Source organism: Rickettsiella endosymbiont of Dermanyssus gallinae, from assembly GCF_019285595.1.
In the GTDB taxonomy this organism is placed as follows: Bacteria; Pseudomonadota; Gammaproteobacteria; order Diplorickettsiales; family Diplorickettsiaceae; genus Rickettsiella_B.
Window position 1 is genome coordinate 1,600,141 of the sequence record NZ_CP079094.1, and the last position, 14,589, is coordinate 1,614,729.

15 protein-coding genes are annotated in these 14,589 nt (G+C 40.7%); 5 read left to right on the top strand and 10 right to left on the bottom strand.

Annotation, left to right across the window (positions count from 1 at the left end; translation table 11 throughout):
- Positions 1 to 197: 197 nt before the first annotated feature.
- The 4 genes from KX723_RS08135 to KX723_RS08150 all read right to left on the bottom strand — a co-directional run bounded on the left by KX723_RS08135 (position 198) and on the right by KX723_RS08150 (position 3,739).
- Positions 198 to 1,121: a DNA internalization-related competence protein ComEC/Rec2 gene (locus KX723_RS08135; RefSeq protein ID WP_218813855.1), complete on the bottom strand. Its 924-nt coding sequence runs from the start codon at positions 1,119 to 1,121 to the stop codon at positions 198 to 200.
- A complete protein-coding gene (locus KX723_RS08140) occupies positions 1,097 to 2,512 on the bottom strand; it encodes a ComEC/Rec2 family competence protein (RefSeq protein WP_218813856.1) in 1,416 nt (471 codons plus the stop codon). The genes KX723_RS08135 and KX723_RS08140 overlap by 25 nt, the downstream gene beginning before the upstream one ends.
- 77 nt (positions 2,513 to 2,589) lie before the next feature.
- Positions 2,590 to 3,597 carry an inorganic phosphate transporter gene (locus KX723_RS08145; protein WP_218813857.1) on the bottom strand — a complete coding sequence of 336 codons (1,008 nt, stop codon included), beginning with the start codon at positions 3,595 to 3,597 and terminating at the stop codon, positions 2,590 to 2,592.
- A complete protein-coding gene (locus KX723_RS08150; protein WP_218813858.1) occupies positions 3,590 to 3,739 on the bottom strand; it encodes a hypothetical protein in 150 nt (49 codons plus the stop codon). The genes KX723_RS08145 and KX723_RS08150 overlap by 8 nt, the downstream gene beginning before the upstream one ends.
- A gap of 103 nt (positions 3,740 to 3,842) precedes the next feature.
- Between KX723_RS08150 and dapE the strand changes: the two genes are divergently transcribed.
- The gene (dapE, locus tag KX723_RS08155) at positions 3,843 to 4,976 is read left to right on the top strand and encodes a succinyl-diaminopimelate desuccinylase (protein ID WP_218813859.1); all 1,134 of its coding nucleotides are present in this window, start codon (positions 3,843 to 3,845) and stop codon (positions 4,974 to 4,976) included.
- Between the two features lie 197 nt (positions 4,977 to 5,173).
- Here dapE and KX723_RS08160 read toward each other — a convergent pair whose 3' ends face one another.
- The 5 genes from KX723_RS08160 to gltA form a co-directional block, all read right to left on the bottom strand.
- Positions 5,174 to 5,794, bottom strand: a complete 621-nt coding sequence (locus tag KX723_RS08160) for a murein L,D-transpeptidase catalytic domain family protein (protein ID WP_246562445.1) — start codon at positions 5,792 to 5,794, stop codon at positions 5,174 to 5,176.
- A gap of 161 nt (positions 5,795 to 5,955) precedes the next feature.
- The gene (locus KX723_RS08165) at positions 5,956 to 6,537 is read right to left on the bottom strand and encodes an SEL1-like repeat protein (RefSeq protein ID WP_218813860.1); all 582 of its coding nucleotides are present in this window, start codon (positions 6,535 to 6,537) and stop codon (positions 5,956 to 5,958) included.
- 112 nt (positions 6,538 to 6,649) lie between these two features.
- Positions 6,650 to 6,970: a hypothetical protein gene (locus tag KX723_RS08170; RefSeq protein ID WP_246562446.1), complete on the bottom strand. Its 321-nt coding sequence runs from the start codon at positions 6,968 to 6,970 to the stop codon at positions 6,650 to 6,652.
- A 390-nt stretch (positions 6,971 to 7,360) separates the two neighbouring features.
- Positions 7,361 to 7,531: a hypothetical protein gene (locus KX723_RS08175; protein ID WP_218813323.1), complete on the bottom strand. Its 171-nt coding sequence runs from the start codon at positions 7,529 to 7,531 to the stop codon at positions 7,361 to 7,363.
- 24 nt (positions 7,532 to 7,555) lie between these two features.
- A complete protein-coding gene (gltA, locus tag KX723_RS08180; protein WP_425516602.1) occupies positions 7,556 to 8,848 on the bottom strand; it encodes a citrate synthase in 1,293 nt (430 codons plus the stop codon).
- A 219-nt stretch (positions 8,849 to 9,067) separates the two neighbouring features.
- Between gltA and rluC the strand changes: the two genes are divergently transcribed.
- On the top strand, positions 9,068 to 10,012 hold the full coding sequence (rluC, locus tag KX723_RS08185) for a 23S rRNA pseudouridine(955/2504/2580) synthase RluC (protein ID WP_218813863.1): 945 nt from the start codon (positions 9,068 to 9,070) through the stop codon (positions 10,010 to 10,012).
- On the opposite strand, the gene adk is transcribed toward rluC, so the two are convergent.
- Positions 10,009 to 10,674, bottom strand: a complete 666-nt coding sequence (gene adk / locus KX723_RS08190; protein ID WP_218813864.1) for an adenylate kinase — start codon at positions 10,672 to 10,674, stop codon at positions 10,009 to 10,011. The genes rluC and adk overlap by 4 nt on opposite strands.
- 264 nt (positions 10,675 to 10,938) lie before the next feature.
- Here adk and KX723_RS08195 point away from each other — a divergent pair, with 264 nt between their 5' ends.
- From KX723_RS08195 to dacB, 3 genes are read left to right on the top strand one after another with little or no spacing between them, the layout of a single operon-like run.
- Positions 10,939 to 11,718: a 3'-5' exonuclease gene (locus KX723_RS08195; RefSeq protein ID WP_218813865.1), complete on the top strand. Its 780-nt coding sequence runs from the start codon at positions 10,939 to 10,941 to the stop codon at positions 11,716 to 11,718.
- Positions 11,706 to 13,055 (top strand): 23S rRNA (uracil(1939)-C(5))-methyltransferase RlmD, encoded by a 1,350-nt coding sequence (rlmD, locus tag KX723_RS08200; RefSeq protein WP_218813866.1) that lies wholly within the window; start codon positions 11,706 to 11,708, stop codon positions 13,053 to 13,055. The genes KX723_RS08195 and rlmD overlap by 13 nt, the downstream gene beginning before the upstream one ends.
- Before the next feature lie 5 nt (positions 13,056 to 13,060).
- Positions 13,061 to 14,560 (top strand): D-alanyl-D-alanine carboxypeptidase/D-alanyl-D-alanine endopeptidase, encoded by a 1,500-nt coding sequence (gene dacB / locus KX723_RS08205; protein WP_218813867.1) that lies wholly within the window; start codon positions 13,061 to 13,063, stop codon positions 14,558 to 14,560.
- Positions 14,561 to 14,589: the final 29 nt, after the last annotated feature.

Genomic DNA, 14,589 nt, shown 5'->3' on the forward strand with positions numbered 1-14,589 from the left:
TAGTCTTTCAATAGTAATCTAATTATTCTTGAATATCTAATTAGCAAAGCACTGGATCGGATAGGATATCCACACTCTAGTTTATAGGGTGTTAGCAAGGATGCTACAGGGATGTCACCAACACAGATATACCCCCTTGGGCCGTTTTACGGCCCTTTTTATTTTTAACGCGTTAAAAATAAAAAGTTTAACTTCATTTAAGTTTGCCAAAAATGCTGATTCTTCTGATGGTAAGTTTCTACCTGCATAACATTAGAATTTGGATTTAATTTTAGCATTATCATTCCATCCTTAGCCGTGTCATACATCGTTGACCCTAGGCGCTGATAACGCTGTAACACAATATCATGCGGAAATTTAAACTGATTACGATAACCGGTTGCAAACAATGCGACGCTAGGTTTAACTTTATTTAAAAAATCAATACTAGAAGATGCTTTACTGCCGTGATGTGGAACCACTAAAATAGTACTAGTCAATTGATCGTTTGCATGATGAACCAAATAATCTTCTGTCGCTTTTTCAATATCACCCGTTAATAGAATACTATTTTTCGTGTTACTGATCTTCAATACACAAGAACTATTATTCCCCAAATAAGCTGTATTAGCAGGAGGGTATAACACGGCAAAGTCGACGTGATCCCATTGCCAACGGGTGCGTGCATCACAAAACTTAGCGCGTTGCGGCAAAAATTTTTGGGGAACACTACTGATTATCTGAGCGACTGGCATTTGCTTTAATAGGCTTCTTGCACCCCCTATATGATCATTATCGCCATGACTCACCATCAACATATCGAGCCTATGAATACCACTGCGCTGTAAAAACGGAATGAGCACTGCACGTCCCGCATCAAACGATCGATTTGGGCCTGTATCATAAACTAAAATATGATGCTGGGTTCGTACTACCGTCGCCAACCCCTGCCCTACATCGAGAAGATTAAACCAAACCTCGCCATGCTTTGGCCCCTCAGGTTTCCAGAAAAATAAAGGTAATAAATAAATCACGCTCAAAAAACGCCCTGGAAATCCTTTTGGCGCTAAGAGCAATAACACACCCAGTAAACTTGAAATCAATATCCAAGGCGTCACTATAAAAGCAGTATATTGCGCCATTCTAACGTTGAAAGATAAGTAAGTAGTTGCCACAACAGTTCAAGCAGTCTTTCTGCTAAAATTAACAAACCATTTCCCCAAGAAGGGATTAATAGTGTTGAAAACACTCCGATAAGTGCCATGGGTAAAATGATAAACCCGACCGATGGAATCGCTATCGCATTGGCAATAAAACTCAGCCAAGCGATTTGCTGAAAAAATAAAGCTGATAAAGGAATCAAGCCAAGCCCAACACTATATTGTGTCCTTGCCCAAGATCGCCAACCCGTTGTTGATTTAATTCGACCGAATGCCGCATAAAAAATAAAAGCCACCGCCACAAAAGAAAGCCAGAAACTGGCTGATAAGATTGAAAAAGGTGAACACACTAAAATAATCAGTAATGCGGAATTAAAAGCATAAGCTGAAGGAAGATTCCGTTTAGCTAAATTTGCCGCTAAAAATACGAGCAGCATCAGCAAAGCACGTTGAAGGGGTAAAGCAAATCCAGCCAACACACTGTAAAACACAGCAAATATACCTGTTAATCCAGCCGCTACTTGAGAAGCCGGCATAAAAAGTGTCGCATAAGGAATACGACAGTAAACAAAACGTGTTATAAAATAAATAATGCCTGCGATAAAAGCGAGATGTAGTCCTGAAATGGCAAATAAATTATTAGTGCCGGTTCCACGCATCACTTTCCACTGTGCGTCCGTAATTTCATAGCGAACGCCCGTTGTTAATGCGCTAATTAACCCTAGCAAAGGATAATCATTTAAAGCTGTTTTTATATTCCGTGTCAGTTTTTCTCTTAAATGATCAATACCGTAATAAAACCTTGCCGGTTGGATTAAGCGAGGATAAAATCTATCTAAAATATAACCTGTGGCCTGTATATCCTGTTGAAATAATGGGGCTTGATAATCAAAACTACCGGGATTCCAAAATGCACGTGGCCGCTTTAAACGAATAGCAAATTGCCATACTTCGCCTTTCTTTAATTGAGGAGGATGATATGAATGACTATAGCGATAGCCACTTAAACGAACCCGTAAGGGGTAATGGATAGGGCGTTTAGTTGCTATTTCTTTAATAAGAAAATCAAAACGAAGTTGATGGGCATGATATTCAGGAATAGATACAATCGTCCCTGTTGCCAGCAGTGTTTTTCCCTCTAGTGCTGATGGTAAGTAATGCTGCATTCTATGCTGCGCAACTATCAAAACCCACAACAGCCCTACAAGAAAAACAATCAAAAATGGAAACAAAAAAACAATGCGGCGACGGAAGAAAATAAGTACAAAACTACTTATTACAACAAGGAATCCAACGACTTGTAACGAAGGCAAAAAGGAAAGATGTGTAATTCCTATTACAGCAATGAGAAACCCTAACGTCCATCGGGTCATAAGCTTTTTTAATCATTATTATTCTTTCAAGCTTTATCTTAATAATGACATTGGCGTAAAGTACCGTAAGGGTTTAACTAAGTACCCAGCTTAAAGAAAAGCTCGAGCGCCATAACGGCGGCAGCAACAAACCCTGCGGCAGGAATAGTGAGTACCCATGCCCAAACAATACGGCGTACTGTTGGCCAATGTGTATTTAACCATCCATTACTGGTACCAGCACCCAAAATAGAGCCTGTTACGGTATGTGTTGTAGAAACAGGAATACCGAGGTCCGTTGCAGCAAACAGTGTTAAGGCTGCACCTGTCGCCGCGCAAGCGCCACTTAATGGCGTTAATTGCGTCAATTTGCTACCCATGGTGTGAATGATGCGCCATCCGCCCATGAGTGTTCCTAATCCCATCACAAAGTTACAAGAAATAACGACCCAAAATGGGATATAAAAATGGCCGTTCAAAAGCCCTGCTGAAAATAACAATACCGCAATAATACCCATTGTTTTTTGAGCGTCATTACCACCATGACCTAGACTTAATAAAGCCGCTGCAAGAAATTGAGCGCGCTTAGCCCATCGTTCTGCTTTAATAGAATTCACATCTTCTAGCAAAAAGTTTGAAGTTTTTATCAGCACCCAACTGATAAATAAACCTAATACCGGTGATAAAACAATAGCGATTAACACGGGAAGTAGACCATGCCAATTCAAAACATTCCAACCACCCCCAACAAGCGCCGCACCCACTAACCCCCCTATCAACCCATGTGATGAACTAGAGGGTAACCCAAAATACCAAGTCAACAGATTCCAAATAATAGCGCCGATCAGCGCTGCAAGAATAAGGTAAGGCGTCACAATGTGTGGCTCGATTAATCCTGAACCAATGGTTGTTGCCACATTGAGGTGAAAAAATAAAAAGGCAATAAAATTAAAGAAAGCGGCCCACAGAACGGCCGTAAACGGTTTTAAAACCTTTGTTGCCACCATGATGGCAACCGAATTGGCAGCGTCATGAAAGCCATTGATAAAATCAAATACAAACGCTAAAAAGACAACAAGATAAATAAATACAAAGGCGCTAGTCATTCAACGTTTCTTTCCATCCACTTAAAATCGGTACCGAGTATACACGACGTTTATAAGCTTCGCACTCGAGTGCTTGTTTTAAACAAAATAGGGAATCATGAGGCGGCATCGCAATAACAATCACTTTTGGGATTTTACTCATTTACTTTTCTATCCTGTAAAAATCCTAACTCTTAACATTCTATTATTTCCTAGGGTCTTTGCTTTAACGTACAATTACCCAGAGAAATCATAGGACCTGATTTATGTTATCGCTTATTGAACTCACACAGCAACTCATTGCATGCCCTTCTGTAACACCTAAAGATGCAGGTTGTCAAACTCTCTTAACTGAACCTTTGCAGCATTTAGATTTCCGAATTGAACACTTACCGTTTGTAGATGTCAATAATTTCTGGGCTAGACGTGGAACAAAAGCACCTTTATTTGTTTTTGCAGGGCATACAGACGTTGTGCCGCCTGGTCCGCTAGAGAAGTGGGATACACCACCTTTTGAACCTAATATTCGTAATGGCCTTCTTTATGGCCGTGGCAGTGCGGATATGAAAGGCAGTCTCGCCGCCATGTTAATCGCTTGCCAAAAGTTCATCGCGCAACATCCTAAGCATCACGGTTCTATCGCTTGGTTAATTACCAGCGATGAAGAAGGCCCTAGCATTAACGGCACCGCAAAAGTCATTGAAACCCTAAAAAACAGAAAAGAAAAAATTGATTATTGCCTAGTCGGAGAACCTACTTGTGAAGAAAAACTAGGGGATACCTTAAAAATAGGTCGACGTGGATCACTATCAGGTCTCTTAATAATACAAGGGAAACAAGGCCATATTGCTTATCCACAATTAACTAAAAATCCTATTCATCTCTTTTCATCTGTACTCGTTGAATTACTCAACATACCCTGGGATGACAATCAGATTAATCCAGATTTTCAAGCAACCAGTTTTCAACTCTCTAATATCAACGCCGGTACGGGCGCGGAAAACGTCATTCCAGATACCTTAGATGTTAAATTCAATTTCCGTTACTCACCGGTTACTAGCGCTGAAAAATTACAAGCGCTGTTAACCCGTTGTTTAGACAAGCAACAATTAGATTATCAACTGAATTGGCAACACGGAGGTAAGCCTTTTCGCAGCACTGAAGGTAAATTACGCATGGCAGCGGTTTCCGCTATAAAAGAAATAACGGGACATTCGCCTTCTATTTCTACGACAGGCGGTATTTCAGATGCACGTTTTATTGCTGCTTTAGGTACTGAAGTCTTAGAATTTGGCCCTTGTAATCGAAGTATTCATCAAATTAATGAGTGTGTTTCGATTGCAGATTTAGAAAAATTAGCTTTAATTTATGAATCACTTTTAAAAAAAATATTACTCTAAATATCAATCCCATTCCCAAAACACAAAATAAACTGAACTTACGCGAAAAGATGGATTTTGGATGGAGCGCGAGGCGCGGAGTTTACTTAAAGTAAATGAGCACCTCAGATAAAGACAGCAACAAAGCGATCCGCCAAAAGCCAGTTTTTCGGCCAAAAAAAAGCAGCCCTAGGGCTGCTACACGTTATTTCAAACGTTTATGAAAGGAACTGAGATTTCGCTAACCACGATGGGTCAGGATAGTAAGCAACTACAAGCGAACCATTCTTAATCGTATGGATTAATGAATCGGCAATCGCTGGACTTACCGCGAAACAACCCCAACTTCTTCCTAAGCGACCATGCGCTTGAGCAAATTGTGCTGTTGCATAATCAGCTCTATGGAAGACGATATCACGAGATTCCGCTTTATCGTTAAATCCTTTATCTAATCCTTTTACTCGTAATGAATAACCGTGTTTACCACCATAGGTCGACTCGGTTAAAAACACACCTAAACTTGATGCTAAACTTCCTGGATTATCTGAGAAGTTATTCGCATAGTTGGCACCACTATTTTGTCCGTGAGCAACGTAATCGTTGAAAAGGACTGTGTGGTTGTTTAAGTCTAAAACCCAAAGCCTTTTAGCCGTTGAGGGCTTCGTAAAATCGACAATGGTTAAGACTTGTTGTTTATCTAAACCTTGTTGTCTTGCTTTGGAATAAGCCTCTAAACCAACCTGCAAAGCTTTAGGACTAAGTCCTGGGGCTTTACTGCGAAACTGATTTATCTCATTCTGGACGTTTAAATCGTTTGTAGGACTAGCACTTACAGCCATCGTAAAAAGACCGCTGGCTAGGAGTAACAAACTTGTTATTTTCTTTAAAATCACTATAACAACCTCCTCCCCGCTGTTAAGCAAAGGAATAGCCACTATAGCACAATTCGCACAAAAAATGAACACTTTTGGCCCACGGATCCGGGTAAAAGGCTTACATTTTAGCCTTTATAGGCCCTTAAAGCAGAAAAAAACTCGGGGGAATTTAGCTTGAGCGTGTCGAAAATCTGAGTAGCTTTAGCCCAACCGTGCTCTAAATCAATACTTTCTAAAACCAGCTGATAGCCTTTTTCCAGGTTAGAACTGCTTCCCCAGCCATGGATATGAGCCATCCCTAATAAGCGACGCGCTAAAGGATAGCCCTGCTCGTCAGCCGCTTGTAAATAAACCTTTGATTCCTCAAAAAAAGACTGGGCATAGGCTTTGGGCTTATTTGTCTTATAGAGTGGGTTTTCAGCGATATTCTCCCAAAATTTCCCATAGCTCAATAAACGTTCCGCCAGCAAATATTGCGCCTTTGAATCCCCAAAACTAGCGATGACTCGATAGCACTCTAAGGCACGGAATTCTGAGTAAGGTAGGTCTTTATCAAAGCGATGTCTTTCATAGAATTCAGCCATAGAATAAAAGGCCTGAATTAATGTCTTAAGTCGACTATCCGACCCTTCTGACTCATAAAGCTTATGTAATTTATGGAGTCTTTTTTGTAATTGATTAAATTTGAATTTTTGGAGGATATTCATAAGGTGTAAGAAATACAAAAAAGGGAATAAAAAATCATTTTCTTCTCCCCTGCTTAAGTATTTTGGATCTATTTATTTTAATGGATTGGAGGCCCTATTCTCAGGATACCTCTTAGGTCGTTTTTCTTGGTCGGCCACGTTTTCTCACGCCAGTGCGTTTGCTAACGGTTTTAGTACGTCGACCTGCCATCATCATTCGCTGCGAAGCTTTGGAAAGCTTTTTTCCAAACTTAGCCTTGGCGAGGGCCAATGCCTTATAATTGGCTTCCATTTTTTTACGCTCTATTTTGACAACCTTTTCTAGCGCTCTTTGATAAGCTTCTTGCGATGCAACCTTGAGCCTCTCTTTAAAATCTGCTTTTAGCAAAGCAATTTTAGAACGTAAAGCTTTATGGACTGCACGAGCATTCTGAGCTGCTTTATTACGCTGCATTTTTTTAGCCGCGCTGAGAGGTGGTCTACCTCGTTTCTTTTTTATTTGCGTTAAAGTTACCATAATTTTAATTTCCTTTTGTTAAGTTAATAGAAAGAAATTAGCGTACTCCTGTAAATTAAAAGTAATTATCCGGGTTTTACACTCCATTTTAAAGCTAAGAATATAATTCTCTACTTTAATGCGCAGTATTATATATACTTTAAATAAAGTTCAGCAATAGGTGAATTGCGAAATACTCGGGAGGCTAAGCGAATTAAACTCTTTTAATTTACAAACCCGCGCTAGTTTACCGCATTAAAATTAAGTAATGCTTCAAGTGAGTCGCTATGCTCCCGAAGAATTTCGGCCATCGTGTCCCCGAAATTCGTTCGCATGACGCGACTGAAATTAGGCCGCGATACGTCCTGCGTCCGGCACGCACTCACTCCTTCGGAGTTCATGCCCGTGCCTCCCACAAATGACTTTACGGCGTGATGCGTTTCCTGCTTCGCCCGTCAACGCACGCCTATCGCGGGCTCTTCGACTTCGCATTGCTTTCACAATGCTTTCCTGTCTCATCGATGGAATTCTATTTATGGGGATTTATTTTCTATTTTCAAGAGAAATAAAGTCGCGCTGCGTTTCGCCACAATATAATTGTCGTGGTCTTGCAATACGACGTTTAGGATCGGCTATCATTTCTTCCCAATGTGAAACCCAACCCACCGTACGTGCTAGGGCAAAAATAACCGTAAACATATTTGTTGGGATGCCTAGTGCACTTAACGTGATGCCGGAATAGAAATCAACGTTAGGATAGAGCTTCTTCTCAATAAAGTAAGGGTCTTCTAAAGCAATTTTTTCTAAAGCGAGCGCAATCTTAAATAAAGGCGCTTCTCTTTGACCTGTTTCTTCTAATACTTCGTGGCAAGTTTCTTGCATAACCTTGGCTCTGGGATCATAATTTTTATAGACACGGTGCCCAAAGCCCATTAAACGAAATGAATCGTTTGGATCTTTAGCTTTTTCTATATATTTTTTGATATGCGCGATATCGCCTATTTCATGAAGCATGTTTAAACAAGCTTCATTAGCACCACCGTGAGCAGGCCCCCACAGCGCAGCAATCCCTGCAGAAATACAAGCATACGGATTAGCGCCCGTTGAACCCGCAAGTCTCACCGTTGATGTTGAAGCATTTTGTTCATGATCAGCATGCAGAATAAAAATTCTATCTAACGCGCGAGCTAACACAGGATTAGGACGTTTATTTTCAGTCGGTACGCCAAACATCATGTGCAGGAAATTTTCAGCGTAGCTTAGATCGTTAGCGGGATACATAAAAGGTAAACCCGTAGAATATTTGTAACACATAGCGGCCAGGGTGGGCATTTTAGCAATCAAACGCAAAGCCGCTAACTTTCGGTGCTCTTCATTGTTAATATCCAAGGACTCATGGTAAAACGCAGATAAAGCACCTACCACACCGACCATAATAGCCATTGGGTGGGCATCCCTACGAAATCCATTAAAAAAATGGCGCAGCTGTTCATGGACCATCGTATGATTATTAATATGCTTATTAAACTCTTCTTTTGCTGATGCACTTGGCAACTCGCCATAAAGTAGTAAATAAGCAATTTCAATAAAATCAGACTTTTCTGCCAGTTGTGCGATGGGATAGCCTCGGTAAAGTAGCTGGCCTTTCTCGCCATCGATAAAGGTTATCTTTGATGTACATGCCGCCGTCGATAAAAATCCGGGGTCATATGAAAATACATTACTTTTTGCTAACTGCGTTACATCAATAACATCCGGCCCTAATGTACCCTTATAAACCGGTAATTCGATAGGAGATAAGTTTTTGATAGTCAATGTCGTAAGCTGGGTCATAATGGCCTCATAGTTATATACTCTTCGCACTTGTTCGTGGCGCCTTGCCAAAAATCCAATTGCTGTAAGTATAAATTAATCACGTAGCTACCTAAAGCCGCTTAATTATTTAAAAACGCCTGTGATTATACCGTAGAGACAAAATAATTAGCTTATTTATTTCTTAAGGTTTTATCAAAAAATTAGATAGGCATGCAGTTTTTATGTTAGATTAACGACATTGTGCAAACTATTCAACACTTAACTGTGGCTGCAGACCAGGTTGGTCAGCGCCTAGACAACTATTTACTCTCTAGACTAAAAGGGTTACCTAAAAGTCGTCTTTACCGAATTATACGGAAAGGCGAAGTGCGCGTTAATAAAAAACGCGTAAAGCCCGACTATCGCTTAGAAATAGATGATGTAATACGCGTCCCGCCCTTGCGCCTTTCTGCCCCCAATGAAAAAATCACCCCCAATGAAAAACTAGCTGGCTTATTTGAAAAATCCATTATTTTTGAAGACAAACACTTTCTGGCAATTAATAAACCGTCGGGGATAGCCGTTCATGGCGGCAGCGGAATACAGCTCGGTGTCATTGAAACGTTACGCGCCTTACGACCAAAGGAAAAATTTTTAGAATTAGTCCATCGCCTGGATCGTGATACTTCAGGTTGTTTATTAATTGCGAAAAAAAGCAGTATCTTGAAAGAACTGCATGAATTACTTAGAACCGGTGGCGGCATCAAAAAGACCTACCTGGCGTTAGTAATGGGTCATTGGCCCGCATCTTTGAAAAAAATTGATGTGCCTCTCCATAAAAATCAATTGCAATCCGGAGAGCGTATCGTACGCGTGCATCAAGAAGGAAAAAACTGTTTAACTGAATTCCATCCTATTCAATCTTTTGACGATGTAACGCTTATCGAAGCCATGCCTATTACGGGACGCACGCATCAGATTCGCGTGCATGCCCAATATGCCAAACACCCTATTATTGGCGATGAAAAATACGGTGATAAATCAGCGAATAAAAAAATGCGTGAATTAGGTTGCAAACGATTATTTCTGCATGCGAGTAAACTCGAGTTTTATCTTCCTTCAATAGAGCAACGTTTTCAATTAAAAGCAGAGTTGCCTAATGATTTAAGTGATTGCTTAAAGCAATTAAAAGCAAAAAAGGCTTAAGAAGCTAATTTACCTAACTCAGCAACTATTCGATCACGCACGGCTAATACCTCTGCCTGACCATTCACTTGGATAAAACGAGGTGCTCCCGCATCACCGCGACGCTGCCAATCCTGATAATAATCGATTAATGGTTTTGTTTGCCTACGATAGACCTGTAAACGTTCCCGAACGGTTTCTTCACAGTCGTCTTCTCGCTGAATCAAATCCTCTCCTGTTACATCATCTTTATTGGGAATACGAGGCGGATTATAGATAAGGTGATAAATACGTCCCGAGCCTGGATGAATCCGGCGACCACTTAAACGTTTAACAATTTCCTCATCATCAACCGCAATTTCAATCACAAAATCGATAAAAATATGATTTTTTCGGATCGCTTCAGCTTGAGGTAAGGTACGGGGAAAGCCATCAAACAAAAAACCATTTTGGCAGTCTGCTTTGCTAATTCGATCTTCAACTAAGGCAATAATAACCGCATCTGGCACTAACTGACCCGCATCCATCATAGCCTTAGCTTGCAAACCCACCGCTGTCCCTTGATTGACAGCCGTACGTAGCATATCGCCCGTAGAAATCTGCGGAATATGATAACGGTTAGTGATGAATTTCGCTTGTGTACCTTTTCCTGCGCCAGGACTACCTAATAATATAATTCTCATGATGCTATTTTTATCTCAAAATAAATTTCTATGCTGTTCCGCACCTTCAAACGCAAGGGATATAGTATGCCTTCAGTATTCGGTAGAAACTAGCCAAGCAGCTAAAAATATGTTTTTATTCCTAAAAAATCGTTCCCTAGGAGTCATCTAACTGATTTTTCCAAGCCATAGGCCCGACTTCCAAAGAATTCTACTATAAAAACAAGAACCCTTGATATACTCCCGATTAAAACCCATCGCTTATCTTAAAACTATTATTGCCCTATGAACATTTTTGTTTTTGATATTGAAACGGTTCCTGACACAAACAGCGGCCGCCTTCTTTATCAGCTGGAAAATGCTAGTGACAAAGAAGTCGCTGAAACCATGGTAAAAAAACGCCAGGAAAAAACCGGCTCTACCTCAACCTTTTTACCCCATCACCTACAGCGTATTGTGGCTATTTCGGGTGTCTTGCGCAGCCGGGATCAATTCAAAGTTGCCTCTTTTGGTGATGTAAATTCCAGCGAAGAACACCTCATCGAATCCTTTTTCAAATGCCTCGAAAAATACCTACCTATACTCGTTTCTTGGAATGGTAGTGGATTTGATCTGCCTGTTTTACATTACCGTGCACTACTACATGGCATTAGTAGCCCCAGCTATTGGAATCATGGCGACGATGGGGATGCGAGTTTCCGTTGGAATAATTATCTGAGCCGCTACCACTATCGCCACAGCGATTTGATGGATATATTAGCCAGCTACCAAAGCCGTTCAAATGCCCCCCTCACAGAAATTGCACTTATGTTAGGCTTGCCTGGCAAGCTAGGTATGGATGGATCGCAAGTATGGGATTACTTTTTAGAGGGGAAACTCCAAGCGATTCGAGATTACTGTGAAACTGACGTGCTCAACACCTATTTAATTTATCTTCGGTTTGAACTGATACGTGGGAAATTAACCCCTGAAGCCTACCGAAAAGAGTGTGAGCATGCGCGAGAATGCATTATTCAAGAAAAAAAACCTCACTTTGAAGAATTTGTAAAAACATGGAAAAAATAAATAACATCGCCGAAAGTTCAAATACAAAGAATGTACCTGTTTCTATTACAGGCCTCTCCCACGAAGGCCGTGGTATTGCCCACATCAATGGAAAAACAAGCTTTGTGGAAGACGCCTTACCCGGCGAAAGTGTGTTAGTTGAAATCGTTAAAAAACACCGTCAATACGATGAGGCAAAAACGACTGCCGTTTTAAAACGCTCTTCAGACCGTGTTACGCCAAAATGCATCCGCTATGGCATCTGTGGCGCATGTAGCCTGCAACACCTAAGTACGGATGCACAATTAAAACATAAAGAGAAAACGCTATTAGAACAACTAGCGCATATTGCAGGAACACAGCCTAATACCTTATTATCCCCTCTCCAGGCCTCAAGCTGGGGCTACCGACGCCGGGCACGCTTAGGCGTCAAATACGTCGTCAAAAAGCAAGCGGTACTCGTCGGCTTTCGAGAAAAAAATGGACGCTATCTCGCTGAATTAAAAGGTTGTGAAACCCTAGCGCCTAGAATAGCGCAGCTCATAATGCCATTACGGCAGCTTATTAGTACATTGAAAGCTTATCAGTCTATTCCACAAATTGAAGCCTCGTTAGGCGATGAAGACTTGGCATTGGTTTTTAGGCACTTAGCTCCCTTGGATAACGAAGATCACACCAAACTCAAGGTTTTTGCAAAGGAACATCAGCTACAACTTTATTTACAACCGGGCAACGAAAGTACAATGCACTGTATCTGGCCCGAAATAAGACCAAAGTCACTCAGTTATCGCATAGATTTAGCGCATCAGCCAAGCAAACCACTCGAGTTATTCTTTGAGCCTAACCATTTTATTCAAATCAATGCGGCCATCAATCAATCCATGATAAATCGCGCTATAGAGTTGCTCTCACCTAATTTCAGCGATCGGATATTGGATTTGTTTTGCGGATTAGGTAATTTTAGCTTACCTCTTGCGACACAGTGTCAATCTGTCATCGGTATAGAAGGGTCTCCAGAACTTGTAGCGTGTGCCAGAGAAAATGCCATGCATAATACGATTTCCAATGTCCAATTTTATACCGCTGATCTATCAAACCCTATCAGCGAACAAAGCTGGTCACAACAACGCTTTAATAAGCTATTATTAGATCCACCTCGTTCTGGTGCTCTTGAGATTATCCAGCAAATTTCATCTTGGCCAATAGAACGTATTGTGTATGTATCCTGTAATTCAGCAAGCCTTGCTCGTGATGCTGGTGAATTAATCAAACAAGGCTATACCCTAGAACAAGCGGGTGTCATGGATATGTTCCCACACACGCAACATAGTGAAGCGATTTGTTTATTTACTAGATAGGTAGTATGAATAGACTAAAACTGATGTTCCCGAAAATACGTTTGGTCGTTATATGGTCGGTCTTCCTATTGCTGAGTCTTTTAGTACCCTCTACACAAAGTTTTGCTATTTATAATGAGGATGGTTATCAAACAAATTCACCAAGCCTTCAAGCAAGCTTAAACAGTATTATCAGTCGCTTCAAAGGATTCCACGTCGGTGTTTCTATTCAGTCACTCAGCACTGGAAAAGTATTATATCAATACCATGCCAATAATGGCTTTGTTCCTGCAAGCACCTTAAAATTATTTACCGGTATTGCTGCACTGGATTATTTAGGCCCGCATTATCAATTTAAGACTCGCTTTCTAACCAACCCGGCCGCTAAAGTCATCGATGGTGTTTTGAAAGGCAACCTTTATATTAAATTTAGTGGTGATCCTTATTTAACATTAGAAGATCTTAAAGATATGTTGGATAGTTTGAGTGATCAAAAAATCACAAAAGTGCAAGGAAATATTGTTATTGACGATACTGCCAGCGATCGAAGCACCTGGCCGCCCGGACGTGTTATTGACGACAGGGTATTTTGTTACGCCGCGCCGGTTACTGCAACCATTATTAATCGTAATTGCTTTAGCGTGAGTGTAAAACCAAACAAGTTACCTCACCCTACCGTCGTAAAAAGCAATAGTAATCTTGGCATCGTCATCGACAACCAAGCCGTCACCAAGCATTTAAGACGACCCAGTTACTCATTAGCTTTAAAACCTACTGAGGCGCATGAAAATAATCACTACACGTTAAGGGGTTATTTATCCCCAAGAATGGGACCTTTATCGTTCGCCGTTGCATTGCAGAATCCAAATCTTGCTACCTATGACATTATGGCGGGACTGCTAAAAAAATATTCTATTCAATATACTAATCTCGTTTACGGCAAAACGCCGCCGATGGCTAAAACCTTAGCTGAAAATAGCTCACCTGAATTGGCATTTTTAATAAAAAATATGCTAAAAAAATCTGATAATTTAATTGCAGATAGCTTATTAAAAAAATTAGGCGAAAAATATTTTTCTGCGCAAGGAAGCTGGAAGACAGGACGCAGTGCGGTTCAAGCCATTCTTGCTAGTAAAACGGATATAGATTTTAGGCACGTTGTGCTAATCGATGGTTCTGGTTTATCCAGAGATAATCTCGTTACACCCAATGCCTTTGTTAAGTTACTTAACTTTGCCTATAAAAGACTGCCGGATAGTGCTTTACTTTTTGAATCATTACCAAGCTCCGGCCGAGATGGAACACTAAAACACCGCTTAGGTGGTCCTGTATTAGGTAGAGTCCATGCAAAAACAGGCAGTATGCATGGTATTAGTAGTTTAGCCGGCTATGTCCGGACTTCAAATAATCAAATTTTAGCTTTTTCTATCTTAATTAATGATCCTATTCCTGGTAAAAACAATCAAGGAGGATACCGTTTGCTTGAAAATCGAATTTGTGAGTTCTTAGCCAGAACTGCCGCATAAACCATAAATAATCGTTAAAAATAAGGAAT

Bases quoted from the DNA above. Each gene is read 5' to 3' on its own strand.
- KX723_RS08135 (WP_218813855.1), bottom strand. From the start codon at position 1,121: ATGGCGCAATATACTGCTTTTATAGTGACGCCTTGGATATTGATTTCA.
- KX723_RS08140 (WP_218813856.1), bottom strand. From the start codon at position 2,512: ATGACCCGATGGACGTTAGGGTTTCTCATTGCTGTAATAGGAATTACA.
- KX723_RS08145 (WP_218813857.1), bottom strand. From the start codon at position 3,597: ATGACTAGCGCCTTTGTATTTATTTATCTTGTTGTCTTTTTAGCGTTT.
- KX723_RS08150 (WP_218813858.1), bottom strand. From the start codon at position 3,739: ATGAGTAAAATCCCAAAAGTGATTGTTATTGCGATGCCGCCTCATGAT.
- dapE (WP_218813859.1), top strand. From the start codon at position 3,843: ATGTTATCGCTTATTGAACTCACACAGCAACTCATTGCATGCCCTTCT.
- KX723_RS08160 (WP_246562445.1), bottom strand. From the start codon at position 5,794: ATGGCTGTAAGTGCTAGTCCTACAAACGATTTAAACGTCCAGAATGAG.
- KX723_RS08165 (WP_218813860.1), bottom strand. From the start codon at position 6,537: ATGAATATCCTCCAAAAATTCAAATTTAATCAATTACAAAAAAGACTC.
- KX723_RS08170 (WP_246562446.1), bottom strand. From the start codon at position 6,970: ATGCAGCGTAATAAAGCAGCTCAGAATGCTCGTGCAGTCCATAAAGCT.
- KX723_RS08175 (WP_218813323.1), bottom strand. From the start codon at position 7,531: ATGAGACAGGAAAGCATTGTGAAAGCAATGCGAAGTCGAAGAGCCCGC.
- adk (WP_218813864.1), bottom strand. From the start codon at position 10,674: ATGAGAATTATATTATTAGGTAGTCCTGGCGCAGGAAAAGGTACACAA.
- KX723_RS08195 (WP_218813865.1), top strand. From the start codon at position 10,939: ATGAACATTTTTGTTTTTGATATTGAAACGGTTCCTGACACAAACAGC.
- rlmD (WP_218813866.1), top strand. From the start codon at position 11,706: ATGGAAAAAATAAATAACATCGCCGAAAGTTCAAATACAAAGAATGTA.
- dacB (WP_218813867.1), top strand. From the start codon at position 13,061: ATGAATAGACTAAAACTGATGTTCCCGAAAATACGTTTGGTCGTTATA.